The sequence below is a fragment of the Streptomyces sp. OR43 genome, from assembly GCF_008042275.1.
Classification (GTDB): Bacteria; Actinomycetota; Actinomycetes; order Streptomycetales; family Streptomycetaceae; genus Streptomyces.
On record NZ_RDBK01000019.1, the window covers coordinates 21072 to 38893 of the forward strand.

15 protein-coding genes and 1 pseudogene are annotated in these 17822 nt (G+C 71.4%); 10 read left to right on the plus strand and 6 right to left on the minus strand.

Annotation, left to right across the window (positions count from 1 at the left end):
- Positions 1-28: 28 nt before the first annotated feature.
- Entirely contained in the window at positions 29-964 is a 936-nt protein-coding gene (locus EAO72_RS09440; protein ID WP_148016802.1) for a dihydrodipicolinate synthase family protein, read from the plus strand.
- Positions 965-1032: 68 nt separating this feature from the next.
- Here EAO72_RS09440 and EAO72_RS43780 read toward each other — a convergent pair whose 3' ends face one another.
- A complete protein-coding gene (locus EAO72_RS43780; RefSeq protein ID WP_148016815.1) occupies positions 1033-1896 on the minus strand; it encodes a chaplin in 864 nt (287 codons plus the stop codon).
- A 385-nt stretch (positions 1897-2281) separates the two neighbouring features.
- Here EAO72_RS43780 and EAO72_RS09450 point away from each other — a divergent pair, with 385 nt between their 5' ends.
- From EAO72_RS09450 to EAO72_RS09475, 6 genes are all read left to right on the plus strand, one after another.
- Complete coding sequence (locus EAO72_RS09450) at positions 2282-2683, plus strand: rodlin (RefSeq protein WP_148016803.1); 402 nt, start codon at positions 2282-2284, stop codon at positions 2681-2683.
- A 288-nt stretch (positions 2684-2971) separates the two neighbouring features.
- A complete protein-coding gene (locus EAO72_RS09455) occupies positions 2972-3205 on the plus strand; it encodes a chaplin (RefSeq protein ID WP_148016804.1) in 234 nt (77 codons plus the stop codon).
- Between the two features lie 441 nt (positions 3206-3646).
- On the plus strand, positions 3647-3937 hold the full coding sequence (locus tag EAO72_RS09460; protein ID WP_148016805.1) for a hypothetical protein: 291 nt from the start codon (positions 3647-3649) through the stop codon (positions 3935-3937).
- A 189-nt stretch (positions 3938-4126) separates the two neighbouring features.
- A complete protein-coding gene (locus EAO72_RS09465; protein ID WP_148016806.1) occupies positions 4127-4537 on the plus strand; it encodes a rodlin in 411 nt (136 codons plus the stop codon).
- A gap of 256 nt (positions 4538-4793) precedes the next feature.
- A complete protein-coding gene (locus tag EAO72_RS09470; protein ID WP_148016807.1) occupies positions 4794-4988 on the plus strand; it encodes a hypothetical protein in 195 nt (64 codons plus the stop codon).
- A 108-nt stretch (positions 4989-5096) separates the two neighbouring features.
- Complete coding sequence (locus EAO72_RS09475) at positions 5097-5507, plus strand: rodlin (RefSeq protein WP_148016808.1); 411 nt, start codon at positions 5097-5099, stop codon at positions 5505-5507.
- A 123-nt stretch (positions 5508-5630) separates the two neighbouring features.
- Here the strand turns inward: EAO72_RS09475 and EAO72_RS09480 are convergent, their stop codons facing one another.
- Positions 5631-6131, minus strand: coding sequence for a DUF5949 family protein (locus EAO72_RS09480; RefSeq protein WP_148016809.1), 501 nt, complete (start codon positions 6129-6131; stop codon positions 5631-5633).
- A gap of 389 nt (positions 6132-6520) precedes the next feature.
- Here EAO72_RS09480 and rsgA point away from each other — a divergent pair, with 389 nt between their 5' ends.
- Both rsgA and EAO72_RS09490 read left to right on the plus strand, forming a co-directional pair.
- Positions 6521-7702 carry a ribosome small subunit-dependent GTPase A gene (gene rsgA, locus EAO72_RS09485; protein WP_148016810.1) on the plus strand — a complete coding sequence of 394 codons (1182 nt, stop codon included), beginning with the start codon at positions 6521-6523 and terminating at the stop codon, positions 7700-7702.
- Between the two features lie 72 nt (positions 7703-7774).
- Positions 7775-9142: a DNA-3-methyladenine glycosylase 2 family protein gene (locus EAO72_RS09490; RefSeq protein ID WP_148016816.1), complete on the plus strand. Its 1368-nt coding sequence runs from the start codon at positions 7775-7777 to the stop codon at positions 9140-9142.
- A gap of 5 nt (positions 9143-9147) precedes the next feature.
- On the opposite strand, the gene EAO72_RS09495 is transcribed toward EAO72_RS09490, so the two are convergent.
- From EAO72_RS09495 to EAO72_RS09505, 3 genes are all read right to left on the minus strand, one after another.
- Entirely contained in the window at positions 9148-11457 is a 2310-nt protein-coding gene (locus EAO72_RS09495) for a glycosyl hydrolase family 95 catalytic domain-containing protein (RefSeq protein WP_148016817.1), read from the minus strand.
- 271 nt (positions 11458-11728) lie between these two features.
- Positions 11729-12211 (minus strand): DUF456 domain-containing protein, encoded by a 483-nt coding sequence (locus EAO72_RS09500; RefSeq protein WP_187284990.1) that lies wholly within the window; start codon positions 12209-12211, stop codon positions 11729-11731.
- A 102-nt stretch (positions 12212-12313) separates the two neighbouring features.
- On the minus strand, positions 12314-13291 hold the full coding sequence (locus EAO72_RS09505) for a helix-turn-helix transcriptional regulator (RefSeq protein WP_148016811.1): 978 nt from the start codon (positions 13289-13291) through the stop codon (positions 12314-12316).
- A 210-nt stretch (positions 13292-13501) separates the two neighbouring features.
- Between EAO72_RS09505 and EAO72_RS09510 the strand changes: the two genes are divergently transcribed.
- Positions 13502-17269 carry a S8 family peptidase gene (locus tag EAO72_RS09510; protein ID WP_148016812.1) on the plus strand — a complete coding sequence of 1256 codons (3768 nt, stop codon included), beginning with the start codon at positions 13502-13504 and terminating at the stop codon, positions 17267-17269.
- 327 nt (positions 17270-17596) lie between these two features.
- Here the strand turns inward: EAO72_RS09510 and EAO72_RS42475 are convergent.
- A pseudogene (locus EAO72_RS42475) lies at positions 17597-17822 on the minus strand (protein phosphatase 2C domain-containing protein); the annotation flags it as partial.

Below are 17822 nucleotides of genomic sequence, written 5' to 3' on the forward strand. Positions count from 1 at the left end.
CCCCCGTACCGTCCGCAAGGAGCACCGCATGACCGCCCGAACCCCCCGCTACTCGGGAGTGATCCCGCCCGTCGTCACGCCGCTCACCGCGGACGGCGAGCTCGAYCGCCCCTCCCTCGAGCGAGTGGTGCAGCACCTCCTCGACGGCGGCGTCACGGGACTCTTCGCCCTCGGCAGCTCCGGCGAGACCGCCTATCTGACACCCGGTCAGCAGGACGAGGTCATCAAGGTCATCGTCTCCGCGGCCGCCGGCCAGGTGCCCGTCATCGTCGGCGCCATCGAGACCACCACCAACCGGGCGATCGAGCGCGCCCGGAGCGCGGCCACGCTGGGCGCCGACGCGATCGTCGCCACCGCGCCGTTCTACACCCGCACGAGCGACCTGGAGATCGACCGGCACTTCCGCGACGTCGCCGCCGCGATCGAACTGCCGCTCCTGGCGTACGACGTACCGGTCTGCGTCCACAGCAAGCTGACCCCGGAGCTGCTCCTGCCACTCGCCGCCGACGGTGTGCTGGCCGGCGTGAAGGACTCCAGCGGCGACGACGGCTCGTTCCGCCGGCTGGCCATCGCCGCCCGCGAACTGCCGGACTTCTCCGTCCTGACCGGGCACGAGCTGGTCGTCGACGCGATGATGCTCGGGGGCGCCGACGGCTCGGTCCCGGGCCTCGGCAACGTCGACCCGCACGGGTACGTACGCCTGCACCACGCCGCGGTCACCGGCGACTGGGCGGCGGCGAAGGCCGAGCAGGACCGTCTCGTCGCGCTCTTCGACATCATCCGGGCCGCCCGCCCGGGCACCGCGTCCGCCACGGCGGCCGGACTCGGCGCGTTCAAGACCGCGCTGATGCTGCGCGGGATCATCACCACCAACGTGATGAGCCCGCCGATGCGCCGGCTGGACGCCGGGGAGACGGCGGCGGTCGCCGACTGCCTCGACCGCGCGGGACTCTCCCGGGTCTGACACCCGGACATGAGAAGGTCCGGCCGGACAGCTGCGTGCTGTCCGGCCGGACCTTCTGGCGTGCGAGGTTACTTCTGCGCGGCGCGGCTACGGCGCATCAGCAGGCCACCACCGAGCACGAGGGCGGCACTGGCGCCACCCGCGATGCCCAGGTTGTCGTTGGCACCGGTGTGCGCCATCTGCGGCGGCTTGTGGTGCTTGGGCGGCGTGTGGTGCCAGGTGTGGGTCGGCGGGTTGTGCGGGTGCCACGTGTGCGTGGGCGGGTTGTGGGTCGGCGGGTTGTGCGTGGGCGGGTTGTGGGTCGGGGGGTTGTGGTGGTGGCTGGGAGGGCAGTTGTGGTCGTGGTGGTGCGGCGGCTTCGGCGGCTTCGGGGGCTTCGGCGGGTTGTGGTGGTGCCCCGGCGTGCAGGTGCAGTCGTGGCCGTGCTCGTGGTGGTGCTTCGGCGGCTTGTGGTGCGTCGGCGGCTTGTGGTGCGTCGGGGGCTTGTGGTGGTGCGGGGGCTTCGGGGTGTCGACACCGCCACCGCCCGACTCGTTCTCGCACTCGTTGCCGAAGGCGGGGTTCAGGGCGCCGATCACGTCGACCGTGTTGCCGCAGGCGTTGACCGGGACGTCGACCGGGGCCTGGATCAGGTTGCCCGACAGCACACCGGGGGAGTTGGCGGCGACACCGGTCGCCTCGGCACCCTGTGAGCCGCCGCCCTGGGAGTCGCCGTCCTCGTTCTCGCACTCGTTGCCGAAGGCGGGGTTCAGCGCGCCGATCACGTTGACCGTGTTGCCGCACAGGTTGACCGGGATGTGCACAGGCACCTGCACCGCGTTGCCCGAACCCACACCGGGCGAACCGATCGCGGCGCCGTCGGCCGAGGAGTCGGCGAAAGCGTAGCCGCCGGAGGCGGTCAGGATGCCTGACGCCGCCGCCATGACGAGCACGCTCTTACTCAAGGCTTTTCGCATGGTTGCCCTTCCTTAGGACATTACGCGCGGGCAGTATTGACCCGCATTTCATTCATCAGGCGGTCCAGCAACCGTCGGGCCTGCCATTTGTGCTGGGTGGGCGTCCCGTCGGGCGAGCTTGACGACACCCATAACGATGTGAAAGCGAGGGGGAAACGTGAAACCAGTGAGAATCCTGTGATCACTCGGACGGACTACGTATGTGCGTTCGCCCGGCGTTTTTCGTTCCGCGTTGACCAGGCCTTTTCGCACGGGCGTCCGTGCGCCCCCGGCATTCGGGTGAATGGGGATAACCAAACGTCCGGATGCCGGTTGGTCAGTGCGCTCCGGTACGGGGCATCCAGTACGAGAAGGGTTCATCGTGATCAAGAAGGTCCTGGCTACGGGCGCTGTCGCCGCCTCCATCCTCGGTCTCGGCGCGACGCAGGCGATGGCCATCGGCGACGCCGGCGGCACGACCTCCGTCAACGGCAACGGCGCCTCGCAGTCGTTCGGCAACGCCGAGACGCACGGTGACGGCAGCCCGCAGTTCGGCCTGGTCCAGGGCTCGCTGAACAAGCCCTGCATCGGCCTGCCGGCCAAGGCCAACGTCGGTTCGCTGATCGGCCTCATCCCGATCGCGGTCCAGGACGTCAACGTCCTGTCCTCCCCGCAGAACCAGCAGTGCACCGAGAACTCCACCCAGGCCAAGGGCGACGAGCCGCTGTCGCACATCCTGTCCGGCATTCCGGTCCTCTCCGGCAACGGCGCCGGCAACAGCTGATCCGGCTGTCACCAGGCCCGGGCCTTCGGCGCTTCCCGTCCGGTGGCCCGGGCCTGCTGCTGCCCTCCTCGGGTTCGCCCGGGAAATCGGGCTCCACATCGGCGGTAACAGCACGTGAGCGGAACTGCGTCATTCGGGCGGATTCGGAGGAATCTCCTCGACGAAGAGTTTCGCTTACCGTCTGAAATCGTTACGAATGACAGCGGCGGAGTTACGAGCGATCAGGACCGCGCTCGTGCGGCACGAAAGTCGTGGCCGCTCCGGACTCCGTCGAAGAAAGGGTTGAAAGTGAAGTACACCAAGATCGCCGCCATCGCCGCCGGAACCCTCATGGCGATGGGTGCCGCCGCTCCGGCCTTCGCGGACTCCGGCGCCGAGGGTGCGGCCGTGCACTCCCCGGGCGTGCTGTCTGGCAATGTCGTCCAGGTTCCGATCCACATTCCCGTGAACGCCTGCGGCAACTCCGTGAACGTCATCGGGCTGCTGAACCCGGCCTTCGGCAACACCTGCGCCAACGTCTGACCGACGCTCGCCGAATCCGTTCGGCGCCGGTCTGCCCCGGATCGCATTCCATGCGATCCGGGGCTTTCCTCTTTCCTGCGTTCCGTCCCGGGAGTGCGCAGCCCTCCTCGATGCGACGGAACGGCCGAAGGCCTTCCGCCGGCCCGGGGCGCGGTGCGCCGGCGGCTGGGGGCGGACATCCGGGCGGGCGCGCGGGACGGAGCACCGACAGTGCACCACCGAATCGTGTCCGGTGTCCTCCCTCGCACTCGAATCAGTGATTAGTCATGCAATTTTCCGAAGTCTCGGGAAAGAGGTCGGGAGAAAATTGCGGCAGTCCAGTTGCCCGGCCGCAATCGGATCGTTACCCAGAGAGAAAGCGGCAGAAGTCACAGCTAAAGAAGGCTGGTGCGGCGCGGGGACGCGACCGAAACGGACGCCGCTGCAGAAGGGAACCCGAAAGTGAAGTACGCGAAGACAGCTGCGCTCGTTGCCGGTTCCGTGGTTGCGCTCGGAACGGCTGCTCCCGCCTTCGCCGTTACCAACGCCACGGCCCCCAGCTTCAGCCTCGACGGCGGCGTCAACCAGGTGGTGGCCGCGGCTCCGCAGGCCGTCGACCCGGTCGTCGACACCGTCGGCGGCGCCGCCGAGTCGCTGCAGAAGGACGGCACGGTCACCAAGGTCGCCGGCCAGGCCACCGGTGCCGCCAAGGGGGCCGCCCCGCTCATGGGCGGCCTCCCGCTCGCCGGCTGACCCGTCCCCGCGACGGCGGTTCCCGTCTCGTCACGAGGCGCACGCGTTTCTCCGGTGCCGCGCACTCCGTGCATGTACGGACCGCGGGAACACCGTTCGAGTGAAGCGCCACAACCATTCCCGCCACCGCGAGTTGATCAGGTCGCTCCGGACAGGCGGGCAACAGAAAACCCCAGAAGGGCTTTTTTCATGATCAAGAAGATTATGGCCTCGGCAGCCGTCGCTGCTTCGATCGTCGGCGTCTCCGCCGCCGCGGCCCCCTCGGCCATGGCGATCGGGAACGAAGGGGGCACCACGTCGGTCAACGGCAACGGCGCCGTGCAGTCGTACGGCAACTCCGCCACCCACGGCGACTGGAGCCCGCAGTTCGCGCTCATCCAGGGCTCGCTCAACAAGCCCTGCATCGCCCTGCCGGCCAAGGCCAACGTCGGCTCGCTGATCGGTGCCATCCCGATCGCGGTCCAGGACGTCAACGTCCTGTCCTCCCCGCAGAACCAGCAGTGCACCGAGAACTCCACCCAGGCCAAGGGTGACGAGGCTCTGTCGCACATCCTGTCCGGGATCCCGATCCTGTCCGGCAACGGCGTCGCCAACGACTAGTCGCTCCGGGGGCGCCCGCGATTCCCGAGGCGCCCGAGCTTCCTGGATCACCCGTGGGGCCGACCCGTCCTCGTGGCAGCCGGAATTCCGGCCGCCCGGACGAGTCGGCCCCACGTCGTCGTGTGCCCGAGGGCTGTCGGGACAGCCCTCGGGCGCGGGCGGACGCGGCCGGAGGCTCCCCCGAAAGGACGGGTCCGCTGGGCCGGTTGCCGTAGTGGCGGCACAGGCCCACCGCCGTACCGGGTAGGGCCCCTTCATGGACCAGCACGACAGTCAACGAGGGCGGGACCCGCGTCGGTACCCGCAGGACGGCACACCGATCTACGACCGCCTCCTCGCCGAGTGGCAGGCGGCGTCCCGCGGCGACACGGCACCGCCGGGCGGCACGGAGACCGGACCGCCCGGGGCCGGCGGCCTCGTCCCCGGAGCGCGTACGTCCGGCGAGAGGTAACGAACCTACGCCGGATCGAACCCATTTGAGTGGAACCGCGGAACCGAAGCCTCCGTAAGAGGTTGATCAGTACGTTCCAGAACGGAACGCTCCGAAAGGTGAAGCGTGATGAAGAAGATGATGGCCGGCGCAGCAGTGGCCGTGTCCCTGGTCGGTATCTCGGCCGCCGCGGCCCCCTCGGCCATGGCGATCGGGAACGAAGGGGGCACCACGTCGGTCAACGGCAACGGCGCCATGGACTCGTTCGGCAACAGCGTGACCCGGGGCGACGGCAGCCCGCAGGCGCAGCTCGTGCAGGGCTCGCTGAACAAGCTCTGCGTCGGAGCTCCGGTCAAGGCCAACGCGGGTGCGCTCGTGGGCATCCTCGTGCCCGTCGCGGTCCAGGACATCAACGTCCTGCACTCGCCGCAGAACCAGCAGTGCGCCGACAACTCCACCCAGGCCAAGGGCGACGAGGCCCTCTCGCACCTGGTGAACGGCATTCCGGTGCTCTCCGGGAACGGCGTCGGCAACAACTGATTCCGTACACACACCGCGGGCGGCCCGGCAGGCAGCGGGCCGCCCGCGGTGCGTGGGCCGGGCGCCGGGTATGCGGATGCCCACCGCCCCACAGGGGCGGTGGGCATCGTCGTGCGGGGACGGTCAGCCCAGGCTGCGGACCGGAAGGACACAGTGGGCGGAGCTCGCGATGACCTCCGGGTCGCCCGCGAAGAGGCGCAGCTCCGCCTCGCCCACCGGGAGTCCGGGCGCCCCCTGCGGCCACGGCCGGGTGGCGAACATCGCGTGCACCTCGCCCTGTGCGGTGGCGGCCGCCAGCCACTCTCGCGGCACGGGGTACTGGGCCTTGAAGTGAGGCAGCGTCAGAACGGCCTGGCCCGCCTGGACGAGGAGCTTCACCGGCAGGCCGGGCGTCTCGTCGGCACGCACCGTGCCGCCGCCGGCCGGGAGTCCGCAGCGGTCCAGGGCGATGCGCATGGCGGCCTCGCCGACCGCGGGTCCTTCCGATCCGTCGCCCAGCGAGTAGGCGAGCAGGAAGGCGACGTCGTGCCCGGCGTGGGGGTGCTCGCCGCTCCAGCCGATCAGGATGAGCGTGCCCAACTGGGCCTGGGTGAACGTGCCGGGGGCTGTCTGGGGGGAGGTCATGTCCGGCACCCTAACCGTCCGCGACCGGTCGATCTCCATGCGTATCACCCGATCGAGGGAGGGCATGTGATATTCCGGCCAGGAGGGAGCCGGACCCGTGCTCCGCTCCTGCGCTCCGTTCCCGCGCTGGAACGGAGCATCGCGATAAATCCGTTGACGCCGCCCGGCCACCGCGGGCTATCGTGTGCGGCGTGACGGACGGCGGAGAAGACCGCCGCTGTCGGACCGTGCGTGAAACCGGAGGTGAGGACATTGATGACTGTCGCCGCGATGGGCGCTGCCCACAAGCCGAAGTGCATCTTTCCCACCCCCGTGGCCGCCGGCTGACCTTCCTCAGAACCTCCGCGCCGTAGCGCGCACCGCCGGGGCCACCCTGTGAAGGGTTTCCCTTGTCTTTCCCGTCTTCCTCTTCTTCTTCCTTCTCCACTCTTCAGGGCTCCTCGTCGTCGCACCCCCTGTCCGCCTACGGCTGGGACGACGGCTGGGCGGCCGAGTTCGCCCCGTACGCCGAACAGGGGCTGCTGCCGGGACGCGTGGTGCGGGTCGACCGCGGGCAGTGCGACATCGTCACCCCGCGGGGCACGGTCCGCGCGGACACCGCGTTCGTCGTGCCCCGTGACCCGATGCGGATCATCTGCACGGGCGACTGGGCCGCCGTCGACCCGGACGGCGACCCGCAGTTCGTCCGTACGCTGCTGCCGCGGCGCACGGCCTTCGTCCGTTCGACCTCGTCCAAGCGCTCCGAGGGCCAGGTGCTCGCCACCAACCTCGACCACATCGCCATCTGCGTCTCGCTGGCGGTGGAGCTCGACCTGGGCCGGGTGGAGCGGTTCCTCGCCCTGGCCATGTCCAGCGGCGGCGGCGACGCGCTGCTCCGCGACGCGGCATCGGCCGGGGACGGCGTCGCCGAGACCCTCGTCGTCCTGACCAAGGCCGATCTGGTCCCGGACGCCGTGACCCTGTCCCATCTCGTCCAGGACGWCGAGSGTCTCGCGCCGGGCGTGCAGGTGCTGCCCGTCAGTTCCGCCACCGGTGAGGGCGTCGACGTGTTCTCCGCGATCGTCTCCGGCGGTACGAGCGTGCTGCTCGGTGCCTCCGGTGCGGGCAAGTCCACGCTCGCCAACACCCTGCTCGGGCAGGACGCGATGGACGTGCGGGCCACCCGTGACGTGGACGGCAAGGGCCGGCACACCACCACGACCCGCAACCTGCTGGTCCTGCCCTCCGGCGGCGTCCTGATCGACACCCCGGGGCTGCGCGGGGTGGGCCTGTGGGACGCGGAGACGGGCGTCGGCCAGGTGTTCTCCGAGATCGAGGAGCTGGCCGCGCAGTGCCGGTTCCAGGACTGCTCCCACGCGGCCGAACCGGGCTGCGCCGTGCTGGCGGCGATCGAGGACGGAACGCTGCCCGAGCGGCGCTACGACAGCTACCGCAAGCTGCTGCGCGAGAACCAGCGCATCGTCGCCAAGACCGATGCCCGGGTCCGGTCGGAGATCCGCCGGGACTGGAAGCGCAAGGGGGCCGAGGGCATGGCCAACTGGGAGGCGAAGCGCGGCCGCCAGGTGCGGTAGCCGGAGCATCCCTGGTCGACGTCCGAAATCCGCGAGTGCGGCAGTATCCGGGGGCGCACACTGGACGGTGTGATGGACGAAGAGACCAGGTACGAGGCGGTGAGCAGCCGCGACGCGCGTTTCGACGGCGAGTTCTTCTTCGCCGTCGAGACGACCGGCATCTACTGCCGGCCGAGCTGCCCCGCCGTCACCCCCAAGCGGAAGAACGTCCGCTTCTACCCGACCGCGGCCGCCGCGCAGGGCAACGGCTTCCGGGCGTGCCGACGCTGCCGCCCGGACGCCGTGCCCGGCTCGGCGGACTGGAACGTCCGGGCGGACGTGGTCGGCCGCGCCATGCGCATGATCGGCGACGGTGTGGTGGACCGGGAAGGCGTCCCCGGTCTCGCCCACCGGCTCGGCTACAGCGCGCGGCAGGTCCAGCGCCAGCTCAACGCGGAACTGGGCGCCGGGCCGGTCGCCCTGGCCCGCGCCCAGCGCGCGCACACCGCACGGGTCCTGCTCCAGACCACCGGGCTGCCCGTCACCGAGATCGCCTTCGCGGCAGGTTTCGCCTCGGTGCGCCAATTCAACGACACCGTCCGGCAGATCTACGCGCGCACCCCGAGCGAGCTGCGCACCGAGGCCGGCACCGGGCTCGGCGCCGCTCCCCGGGAGGCCCGCACCACCGGCATTCCGCTCCGGCTCGCGCACCGGGGCCCGTACGCGGCCCGCGATGTCTTCGATCTGCTCGCGGCCGAGACGGTCGCCCGGATCGAGGAGGTCAGCGGGGAGCCCGGGGCCCGGACGTACCGCCGCACCCTGCGCCTGCCGCACGGCAGCGGGATCGCCGCCGTCGACGAGCGGTCCGCCGGCTCCTGGCTGGAGGCCCGCATCCACCTCACGGACCTGCGTGATCTGACCACCGCCGTGCAGCGGCTGCGCCGGCTCTTCGACCTGGACGCCGACCCGTACGCCGTGGACGAACTGCTCGGCGCCGATCCGCTGCTCGCGGCCGGGGTGGCCGTCCGCCCAGGGGTGCGCTCGCCCGGTACGGCGGACCCCGAGGAGTTCGCCGTACGGGCGCTGGTGGGTCCGGCGGCCGCCGGCGAGCTGGTCGAGCTGTACGGGAAGGTCCTGGACGTCGCCTGCGGCGGGCTCACCCATGTGTTCCCCGAACCGGGCGTCCTGGCCGGCGCGGTGTCCGACCCGGCGCTGCGGGCCCTCGCCACCGCCCTCGCCGACGGCGGCGTACGGCTCGACGCGGGCGCCGACCGGGACGCGGCCGAACAGGCGCTGCTGCGGCTGCCCGGCGTCGGCCCGGCCACCGCGAAGCTGATCCGCATGCGCGGCCTGGGCGACCCCGATGTGGACCCGTACGGGACGCCCGGCTCGGACCGGTGGCGGCCCTGGCGCTCCTACGGTGTGCGCCGCGCACAGGCCATGGACCGGGTGCCCGGGTAACGGGATCAGGCCGGCAGGCCCCAGCTCGGCGCGGGTCCGTTCGCCGCGACGGGGCGGACGGTCAGCTCCGGGCGGTCGCCGGCCGCGGTGATCAGCGCCGATTCGCCCTTGCGGAGCCGGATGCGTACCGCGCCGCCGTCCTGCTCTTCGTGGGCCAGGGGGCGTCCGTGCCGGTCCCGGACCTCGATGGCGCCCTCGATGCCGTGCCGTACGGCGCAGGGCGCGCCCGCCTCGCTGGTGAGCCGCACCCAGCGCGTCCGGCCGCCCTCACGCACGGCGCTGAGCAGGAAGGCGCCCTGGGTACGCAAGTCGTGGACGGTCACGTCCTGCCAGGCGGTGGGCAGGGCGGGGAAGACCCTGATGGTGTCGCCCCAGGACTGGCAGACCATGTCGTGGAGCGACTGGGCGGCCGACAGCGGGGTCTCGATGACGGGGCCGGACTCCTTGTACATGGTGTTGGCCTGGATGAACCGGCTCATCAGCTGCCCCAGGTAGGCCAGTGCGTCCTCGCCCTTGCCGAGCAGTGCCGACATGGAGGCGGCGCCGGTGAAGGTGTAGCCCTGCAGCGCGCCCTCGAAGCCGACCCAGTGGGCGAGGGACTTCTCGATCAGGGCGCGTTCGGTGTCGGTCGCGCCGGTGACCTCGTACAGCGGGTAGACGGCGAGCATGTGCGAGTAGTGGCGGTGGGACTTCGCGAACGGCACCCCGGCGCCGATCATGTAGCCGTTCTCGTCGACCGGGTACGGGGCGAGCCTGGCCAGCACCTCCTGCCAGCGGGCGGCCAGCGGGTCGTGGACGTCCAGCTCGCGGGCCGATGCGAGCAGGGTGCGACAGCCCCAGCGCAGCAGCATCAGGTCGTAATTGCAGTCGGGGGCGTTGACGCCGTACTCGGGGGAGAAGGTCGCCGGGAGGTGCAGCTTGCCGTCGGCGCCCGGGGTGAGGAAGTGCAGGTAATAGTTGACGGCCTTGCGCAGCAGTGGGAAGAGGGTGTCGCGCAGGACGGACCGGTCCATCGTGTGGCGGTAGGAGAGCCAGACGTTGTGCAGGGCCCAGGTCAGGTTGCCCACCTCGGGGGTGGGCGGGTCCTGGCCGGGGATGCCGACGCCGTAGCCGCCGTCGGCGACCGCGGCACCGTTGACCAGCTGCGGGTCGGTGGTGCGGGGAATGCCGGCGGAGTCGGCCCGGTAGGGGGCGGCGACCTCGCGGGAGAGCTGCTCCCGGAATTCGCTCAGGGCCCGGGTGACCGCGTCGAGCTCCAGGTGGTTGGATCCGTGGATCAGCCAGTACTCCAGCTGGACGTTGAGGTTCCACCAGGTGTTGGGCCACGGTGTGGGCTCCAGCCAGGGGCCGGAGGTGGCCATCACGGGGGCGTCCTTGCGCGCGGCGGAGGCCGTTTTGTAGAGCTGGATCCAGTAGAAGCGCTGCAGCCGGGCATCGGGGAGCGACAGGAAGCTCCTGCGGTAGAAGCGGTCCCACCAGGCGCGGTGCGGGGCGGCAAGCAGTGGGTAGGGAAGGGCGGAGGCGGCCGCGACCGTGCGCAGGGCACGCGCGCGGGCGGTGTTCCCGGGGTGGGAGTGCGTGACGGTCACGTACAGGGTGCGGGCGGCGCCGCGCGCCCGCTCGCGCCAGGCGGTGACGTGCGCTCCGCCCGCGAGCAGCGACTGCACGGCCGCGGTCGTCCCGCCGTGCTCCTCGACGACGGCCGGGGGGTTGCCCGTGTAGCCGTCCGGCAGCGGCTTGAAGGCGGCCCGGGGACTGATCGCCTCGGCCGGGTGGAAGACCCAGCGGAAGTCCTTCTCGCCGGCGCTCGGGGTCACCTCGACGGCCAGCACGTCACCGGTCGACTGCACGAAGGCGCGGAGCGCGAGGGTGCCGGCCGAGGTGGTGACGGTGCCCTGCAACTCGGCGGTGTGCAGCCGCATCCGCCAGTCGACGCCCCTGATGGTGCCGGCCGGCTCCAGGGTGAAGTGGCCGATCGGGAGCCGCGCCAGGCCGAAGAGCGAACCGAACTCGGGCCGGTGGTCCTGGACCTCGGAGTGCTGGACGTTGAAGCGGATCGCCGTGGTCTCGGCGCCGGGCTCCGCGTAGATACCGGAGCCGAGCCGGCCGTTGCCCAGGTACGGGCCCTCGTACCAGGTCCTCGGCATCCTCTGCCAGCGCAGGTCGGCGTCGTCGAGGACGGTGTTCCAGCTGTCCGCGGGCGAGTGCACCACGACGGGGGCGGCTGCGGCGGCCGGCGGGGCGGCGGCCTGGGCGGGTACGGCGGCGCCGCCCACCACGAGGGCTCCGCCGAGCGCGGTGCCGGTGGCGATCACGCTTCTGCGGGAGGGGGTGGGCCGGGAGGCGACGAGCGAGGAATCGGTGTGGGGCGAGGAGGCGTGATCCGGTTCTGTGGGCAAGGCATCTCCTGGCGATTCGTACGCAGATAGGCGCATCAATTCATCCGAGCTATGTCCTCACGGAACGTAGACTTGAGCTTTCTGTCCGTCAATAGGGTTCGAGAGATCCGATGTGTTTCTTTCTATGTGATCGGACTTCGCCTACCTGACGACCGCAGAGGTACGTGACGACCGTGGAGGGCGTCCGTCAGCCCCAGATCGCCGCGCCCAGCCACGCCCCCGCCACCAGCAGGCACGCGAACAGTTCGACGAGCACGGAGTAGCCGGTCGCGCGCATCACCGAGCGGACCGATGCCCAGCCGGCCCCGCGACTGCCCAGCCGCAGTCGCTCGGCCCCGTAGATCACGCCCACGTACCCGGCGATCGCTCCGACCACGGGGATGACGAAGAACCCGGTGATCGCCCCGATCCCGCCGAGCATCAGCGTGCGGCGCGGCGCCCCGGACTCACGGGGCCGGCGCGGTGGCAGGAGCGGCTTGAGCGCCTGGTTGAGCAGCAGCAGCACCGTGGCCCCGATGAGGACCGCCCAGGCGGCGGGCGTCGTGTCGGTCAGTGCCCACCACAGGACGGCGGCCCAGACGATCGCCTGCCCGGGGACACCGGGCACCAGCACGCCGATCAGGCCGAGCAGCATGACCAGGCCGACGGCGACGAGCTGCCACAGACTCATCTGACCAGCCTGCCGGAATCCGGCCGGTCCCGCCCGTCGTCACGCCCCGCTGCGGACCCGTAGGCGCAGCTCAGAGGCGTGACGGGAGGTCTACGGGCGGGGTTAGCGGGCGACCCAGCCCCGCTCGTACGCATGCCAGCCCAGCTGGAGCCGGGTCGACACCCCGGTGAGTTCCATCAGGCCCTTGACCCGCCGCTGCACCGTCCGCAGCCCCAGATCGAGCTGCTTCGCCACGCTGGCATCGGTCAGACCGGCCAGCAGCAGCGACAGGATCTCCAGATCCGTCGGATCCGGTCCCGTCGAGTCCTCCCCGACCCGGCCGTTCTCGGCGAGCCGCAACGGCATCGCCTCCCGCCACACCGCCTCGAAGAGCCCCGTCAGCGACTCCAGCAGCCCCGACGCGTGCACCACCAGCGCCGCCGGTTCCGCGCCGCGGGAGGTCAGCGGCACCATCGCCAGCGCCCGGTCCGCGACGACCAGCTTCGTCGGGACCCGGTCCACGACCCGGCACTGTTCGTCGCGGCTCAGCGCCGCGGACAGCTCCAGAATCCCCGACGGCAGCCCCAGCACCTCGCGCTCGACCACCACCCGGAACGACACCCCGCGGGTGGCGGCCTGCTCCTCGGACTCGTTGTCGAGGCCGCTGACCGCGATCGGATTCCCGGTGACCAGAGCGCACACCTCGCTCGTCGCCCCCAGTTGCAGCTGGTGGAAACGATGGGCCACGGCGCTCGCCCCGGTGACCACCTCGACCAGATCGTGCACGGCGGGCTCGGCCGCGTCCGCCCGGTACTCCTCGGCCAGCAGGACCGCCGCCAGCTCCGCCTGCTCCAGCTCGTGGCGCTGCTGGGTCAGCAGCGCCCCCAGCGCGACTCCGGGCGGCGCCGCCACCCACCGGCCCGTACGGGCCGACGACTGCGCGGCCAGCCCGTGCTGCTCCAGCCGCCGCAGCGCCCGCTCGGTGTCCCGTTCGGGCAGCGCCAGCCGGTGCGCGAGATCGGAGACCTCCGCGGCTCCCACCGCCACCAGCGCGCGATAGGCCGACTCCTGCGTCTCGTCGAGACCTATGGCTCCCAGCATCCCCGGACCTTTCCGAACCGCCCTGCTGCCCTGTCATGTCGTGCTGCCCGGCCGACCGGCCGTGGCGGAAAACGGCCACGGCGTAAACCCGCCGTGGCACATCATCGCTGTACCGCCCGCCACTCTGCCAATGTGGCGCCACCGCAGCACCAACAACCTCCGGAATGAGGGCCTTTGTGCCTGTCGTTCCGGTTTTACTTGGGGAGAGCGATGCGTCCGATATCGCGTACGGCACTGGGGGCGGCGACTGCCGCCGTCCTCGCCGTCACGGTGATCGCACCGTCCGTGGCAGCGCCACAGGGCGACGCGGGCACGAACAGACCGCTGACCGGCACCGCGGCCGCCACCGCCGAGGCGGACAAGCCGGTCACCGTCACGCTGGTCACCGGCGACCAGGTGCTGGTGGGCACCGACGGTTCGGGCAACGCCTCGGCGACCGCGCTGCCCCGCGAGGACGGCACCGTCCCGCTCGTGCAGACCCGCCGCTCGGGCACGGACCTGTACGTCTACCCGGAATCCGCCGTGAAGGCGCTCGCCGACGGCACCGTCGACGAGGAACTCTTCAACGTCACCGGCCTCATCCGGCAGGGATACGACGACGCGCACGCGGACTCCGTACCGCTGATCGCGACCTACTCCACGGACACCGCCCGCAGCGCCCTCGCCACCCCGCGCGGCGCCGAGCGCGGTCTCGCCCTCCCCGCCATCGACGGTGTGGCGCTCAAGGCCGACAAGAAGCGGACCGCCGGGTTCTGGTCGGACGTCACCGGCCCCCGGTCCCGCTCCGCCGCCGGGCTGAAGAAGCTCTGGCTGGACCGCAAGGTCGAGGCCAGCCTCGACCGTTCCACCAAGCAGATCGGCGCCGACCTCGCCTGGGCCGCCGGCTACGACGGCAAGGGCACCAAGGTCGCCGTCCTGGACACCGGCGCCGACGCCGAACACCCGGATCTCAAGGGCCGGATCACCGAGTCGAAGAACTTCACCGACTCCGACACCACCGACGACCGCCAGGGCCACGGCACCCACACGCTCTCCACCGTGGGAGGCAGCGGCGCGGCCAGTGACGGGAAGAAGAAGGGCGTCGCCCCCGGCGCCGATCTGCTCGTCGGCAAGGTGCTCAACGACAGCGGCTCCGGCGACTCCTCCTGGATCATCGCGGGCATGCAGTGGGCCGTCGACCAGAAGGCCGACGTCGTCTCCATGAGCCTGGGCACCCAGACGCCCACCGACTGCACCGACCCGATGAGCATGGCCGCCGAGGGACTCGGCAAGAGCAAGGACACCCTGTTCGTCATCGCGGCCGGCAACGCGGGGCCGTCGCTCAACACCGTCTCCTCGCCCGGCTGCGCGCCCAGCGTGCTGACCGTCGGCGCGGTCGACCGCGACGACTCCACCGCCTCGTTCTCCAGCCGCGGGCCCGCGATCGGCTCCCACACCCTCAAGCCGGAGATCGCCGCTCCCGGCGTCGGGATCTCGGCAGCCGCGGCAGGAGGCCGCGGGATCTACGCCTACCAGTCGATGTCCGGGACGTCGATGGCCACCCCGCACGTCGCGGGCGCCGCCGCCATCGTCAAGGAACGCCACCCCGACTGGACGGCCCAGCAGGTCAAGGCGGCCCTCGTGTCGTCCGCGAAGAGCGACATCGCCGGTGACGTACGCGAGACCGGCGGCGGCCGGCTCGACGTCAAGGCAGCCATCGACACGACGCTCACCGGCGCGCCCGCCGTCCAAGGCGGCACCTTCAACTGGCCGCAGGACAAGGCGGACCGCACCACGGTGCAGGTCCCGTACACCAACACCGGCACCAAGCCGGTGAAGCTGTCGCTCACCGTCCAGGGCGTGACGGGCAACGACGGCTCCGCCGTCCGTTCCTCGGTCGCCACGCTCGGCGCGAAGAGCGTCACGGTGCCCGCCGGAGGGACCGTCGAGGTCCCGCTGAAGCTGGATCCGACCGCCCGCCTCCAGGACAGCCAGTACGGTGACGTCACCGGCCGGGTGCTGGCCACCGCCGCCGGCGGCGTCAAGGTCTCCACCCCGTTCTCGCTGTACGTCGGCGCCGAGACCGTCACCCTGCGCGTCAAGCTGATCGACCGCAACGGCAAGGCCGCGGACGGCACGTCCTCGGTCGACGTCATCGGCACCGACACGGCCAGCGGCGAGCGCCGCTTCAACGACGGCTCCACCGACCAGGTGTACGAGGTGCGCCCCGGCGCCTACTTCGTCTCCAGCTTCATCGTCTCGGACGATCCGGAGGACGCCACCGGGACCCTCGCCAAGTCGGTCGGCTACCTGGCCCGGCCCCAGCTGAACGTCACCAAGGACACCGTCCTGGTGCTGGACGCCCGCAAGGCGCACCGGATCAAGGTGAAGACCGAGGACCGGGTCACCGAGACCCGTAGCGGGACCCTGGCCTTCGGCCGCAGCTGGGACGACGTCTGGCTGCACGCCGGGTCCATCGCCGGCGGCAGTGTCATCAAGGACTACCTGGTCGACATCCAGGGCCGGGCCCGGGACGGCGACTTCGCGTTCGACAGCTACTGGCGCGCGTACGCCCCGCAGATCGAGAAGCTCGCGGTCGTCGGAGGCGCCACCCTGCACCCCACCGCCGCGTCCACCGGCTCCGTCAACCTCGACGGAACGGGCCGGGCCGCACTCGTCGACGCCGGTACCGGTACGCCCGACGAGCTGAAGGCCGCCGGCGTCGCGGGGAAGATCGCCCTGGTCCGTGTCGAGGACGGCGCTCCCATGGCCGTCCAGGCGCGCGACGCCAAGGCCGCCGGCGCCGTGGCGGTCATCGCGCACCGGCCCTCCGCCGGTCCGTGGAAGCCGTCCGTCGGATACGGTGCGGCGCCGCTGCCCTCGCTCGGGATCCAGGCGGACGAGGCGGCCGCTCTGACCGCCGCGCTGGCCGCCGGACCGGTGGAGCTGAGCTGGAAGGCCACCGCGAGCAGCCCGTTCGTCTACAACCTCGCCTTCCCCGAGACGGGCCCCGTCACCTCGGACCGTACGTACAAGGTCAGGGACCGGGCGCTCAGCACCGTCGAGTCCACCTATGAATCGATGGGCGTGAAGACCGACTTCGTCGACACGCTGCTCGTCGCCACCCCCTACGGCGCCCGGTACGGCGTCGGCGCGTTCGACAGTGTGCCCGCGCCCGGAAAGCGCACCGAGTACTACTCGGCCGGCGACAGCACGTGGCAGCAGGGGCTCTCCTCCAGCTTCCCGTGGGGCGAGTTCATGATGGACAGGTTCCGTACGCACAAGGCCGGCGCGAAGCGCTCGGCCGACTGGTACCGGGGCGTCATCGTCCCGTCCGCGCCCCGCGACGAGCAGGGCGAGGAGATGCTCGCGGCCGAACGCCAGGACAACCTGATCGGCGTCGCCCCGGGATTCTGGAGCGACACCGAACACGGCGGGATCCAGGGCTCCTTCGGGGACATGGGCAGCATGCGGCTCACCAGCGGTGGCCAGGTGCTCGGTGAATCCGGCTGGCCGTCCGGGGTGTTCACCGTGCCGGCCGAGGACGCCGCGTACGAGCTCACGATGGTGACGAGGAAGGGTGGCCAGCCCGCGGCGGTGTGGAAGCGGTCCACCATGACCGAGACCACCTGGAAGTTCCGCTCGCACCGCGACGAGAACGTCTACTCGCAGGGCATCCCGCTCCTCTTCCCGGGCTACGACCTGCCCTCGGACGGCATGAAGACCCTGGCGGCGAAGGACGGTCAGCAGATCGGCCTGAGCGTTACGGGCCACGCCGGCTACACGCCCGGCAAGGTCACGGCCGCCGAGGTCGCGTACTCGTACGACGGCGGCGAGACCTGGACCGCGGCCACCACCGCGCAGCGCGGCGGCCGTTGGACCGCGACCGTGAATCACGCGGGCGCGGCCGGCAAGCCGGTCACGCTGCGCACCGAACTGACGGACGCCCACGGCAACTCCGTCGTCCAGACCGTGACCGACGCCTACGCCGTGCGCTGACGTCGCGTCACCCGACCGGTCCGCCGGGCGTCCTTCCCGTGGGGGGTGGGGCCGCCCGGCGGACCTTTTTCCGGATGTCCCGTTTTCGCACGGCCTTCGCGGTGGACAATAAGGGCATGAGTCAGCAGGGGGAGAGGCCCGCCGCCCATGAGGACGACTGGTGGCGCAGGCTGTACGACGAATCCGCACCGGACACCGGCGCGAGCCAGGCGGCCGACAGTCTCGACGACCGCTTCGACTCGGCGTCGGGCGCGGTGGGGCCCGACAGCGGTGAGGCGTACGGGACCGCCGCCCTTGTGCCCGAACCGAGGGCGGCAGCCTCCGCGGTCACCCGAACGGCGGAACCGCCGCCACCCCCGCCGTCCGAGGTGACCGCACGTGCCCCGTGGGAGCCGCCCTCGGTTCGGGCACAAGGGCGGCGGTCCCGTACGCCTCACCGCTGTCGGGCCCCACCGCGCCCGACGCCGAGTCGAAGCGGTCGTCGAGACTGTCGGCCGCCTGGCTCGCGCCGGTGTCCGGTGCGGATTCGTCGTACAGCCTGCGCCACCAGTCG

Excerpts from the sequence above, each read along its gene's own strand:
- EAO72_RS09500 (WP_187284990.1), bottom strand. The coding sequence starts at position 12,211 with ATGAGTCTGTGGCAGCTCGTCGCCGTCGGCCTGGTCATGCTGCTCGGC.
- EAO72_RS09510 (WP_148016812.1), top strand. The coding sequence starts at position 13,502 with ATGCGTCCGATATCGCGTACGGCACTGGGGGCGGCGACTGCCGCCGTC.
- EAO72_RS09465 (WP_148016806.1), top strand. The coding sequence starts at position 4,127 with ATGATCAAGAAGATTATGGCCTCGGCAGCCGTCGCTGCTTCGATCGTC.
- EAO72_RS09490 (WP_148016816.1), top strand. The coding sequence starts at position 7,775 with ATGGACGAAGAGACCAGGTACGAGGCGGTGAGCAGCCGCGACGCGCGT.
- EAO72_RS09505 (WP_148016811.1), bottom strand. The coding sequence starts at position 13,291 with ATGCTGGGAGCCATAGGTCTCGACGAGACGCAGGAGTCGGCCTATCGC.
- EAO72_RS09470 (WP_148016807.1), top strand. The coding sequence starts at position 4,794 with ATGGACCAGCACGACAGTCAACGAGGGCGGGACCCGCGTCGGTACCCG.
- EAO72_RS09475 (WP_148016808.1), top strand. The coding sequence starts at position 5,097 with ATGAAGAAGATGATGGCCGGCGCAGCAGTGGCCGTGTCCCTGGTCGGT.
- EAO72_RS09480 (WP_148016809.1), bottom strand. The coding sequence starts at position 6,131 with ATGACCTCCCCCCAGACAGCCCCCGGCACGTTCACCCAGGCCCAGTTG.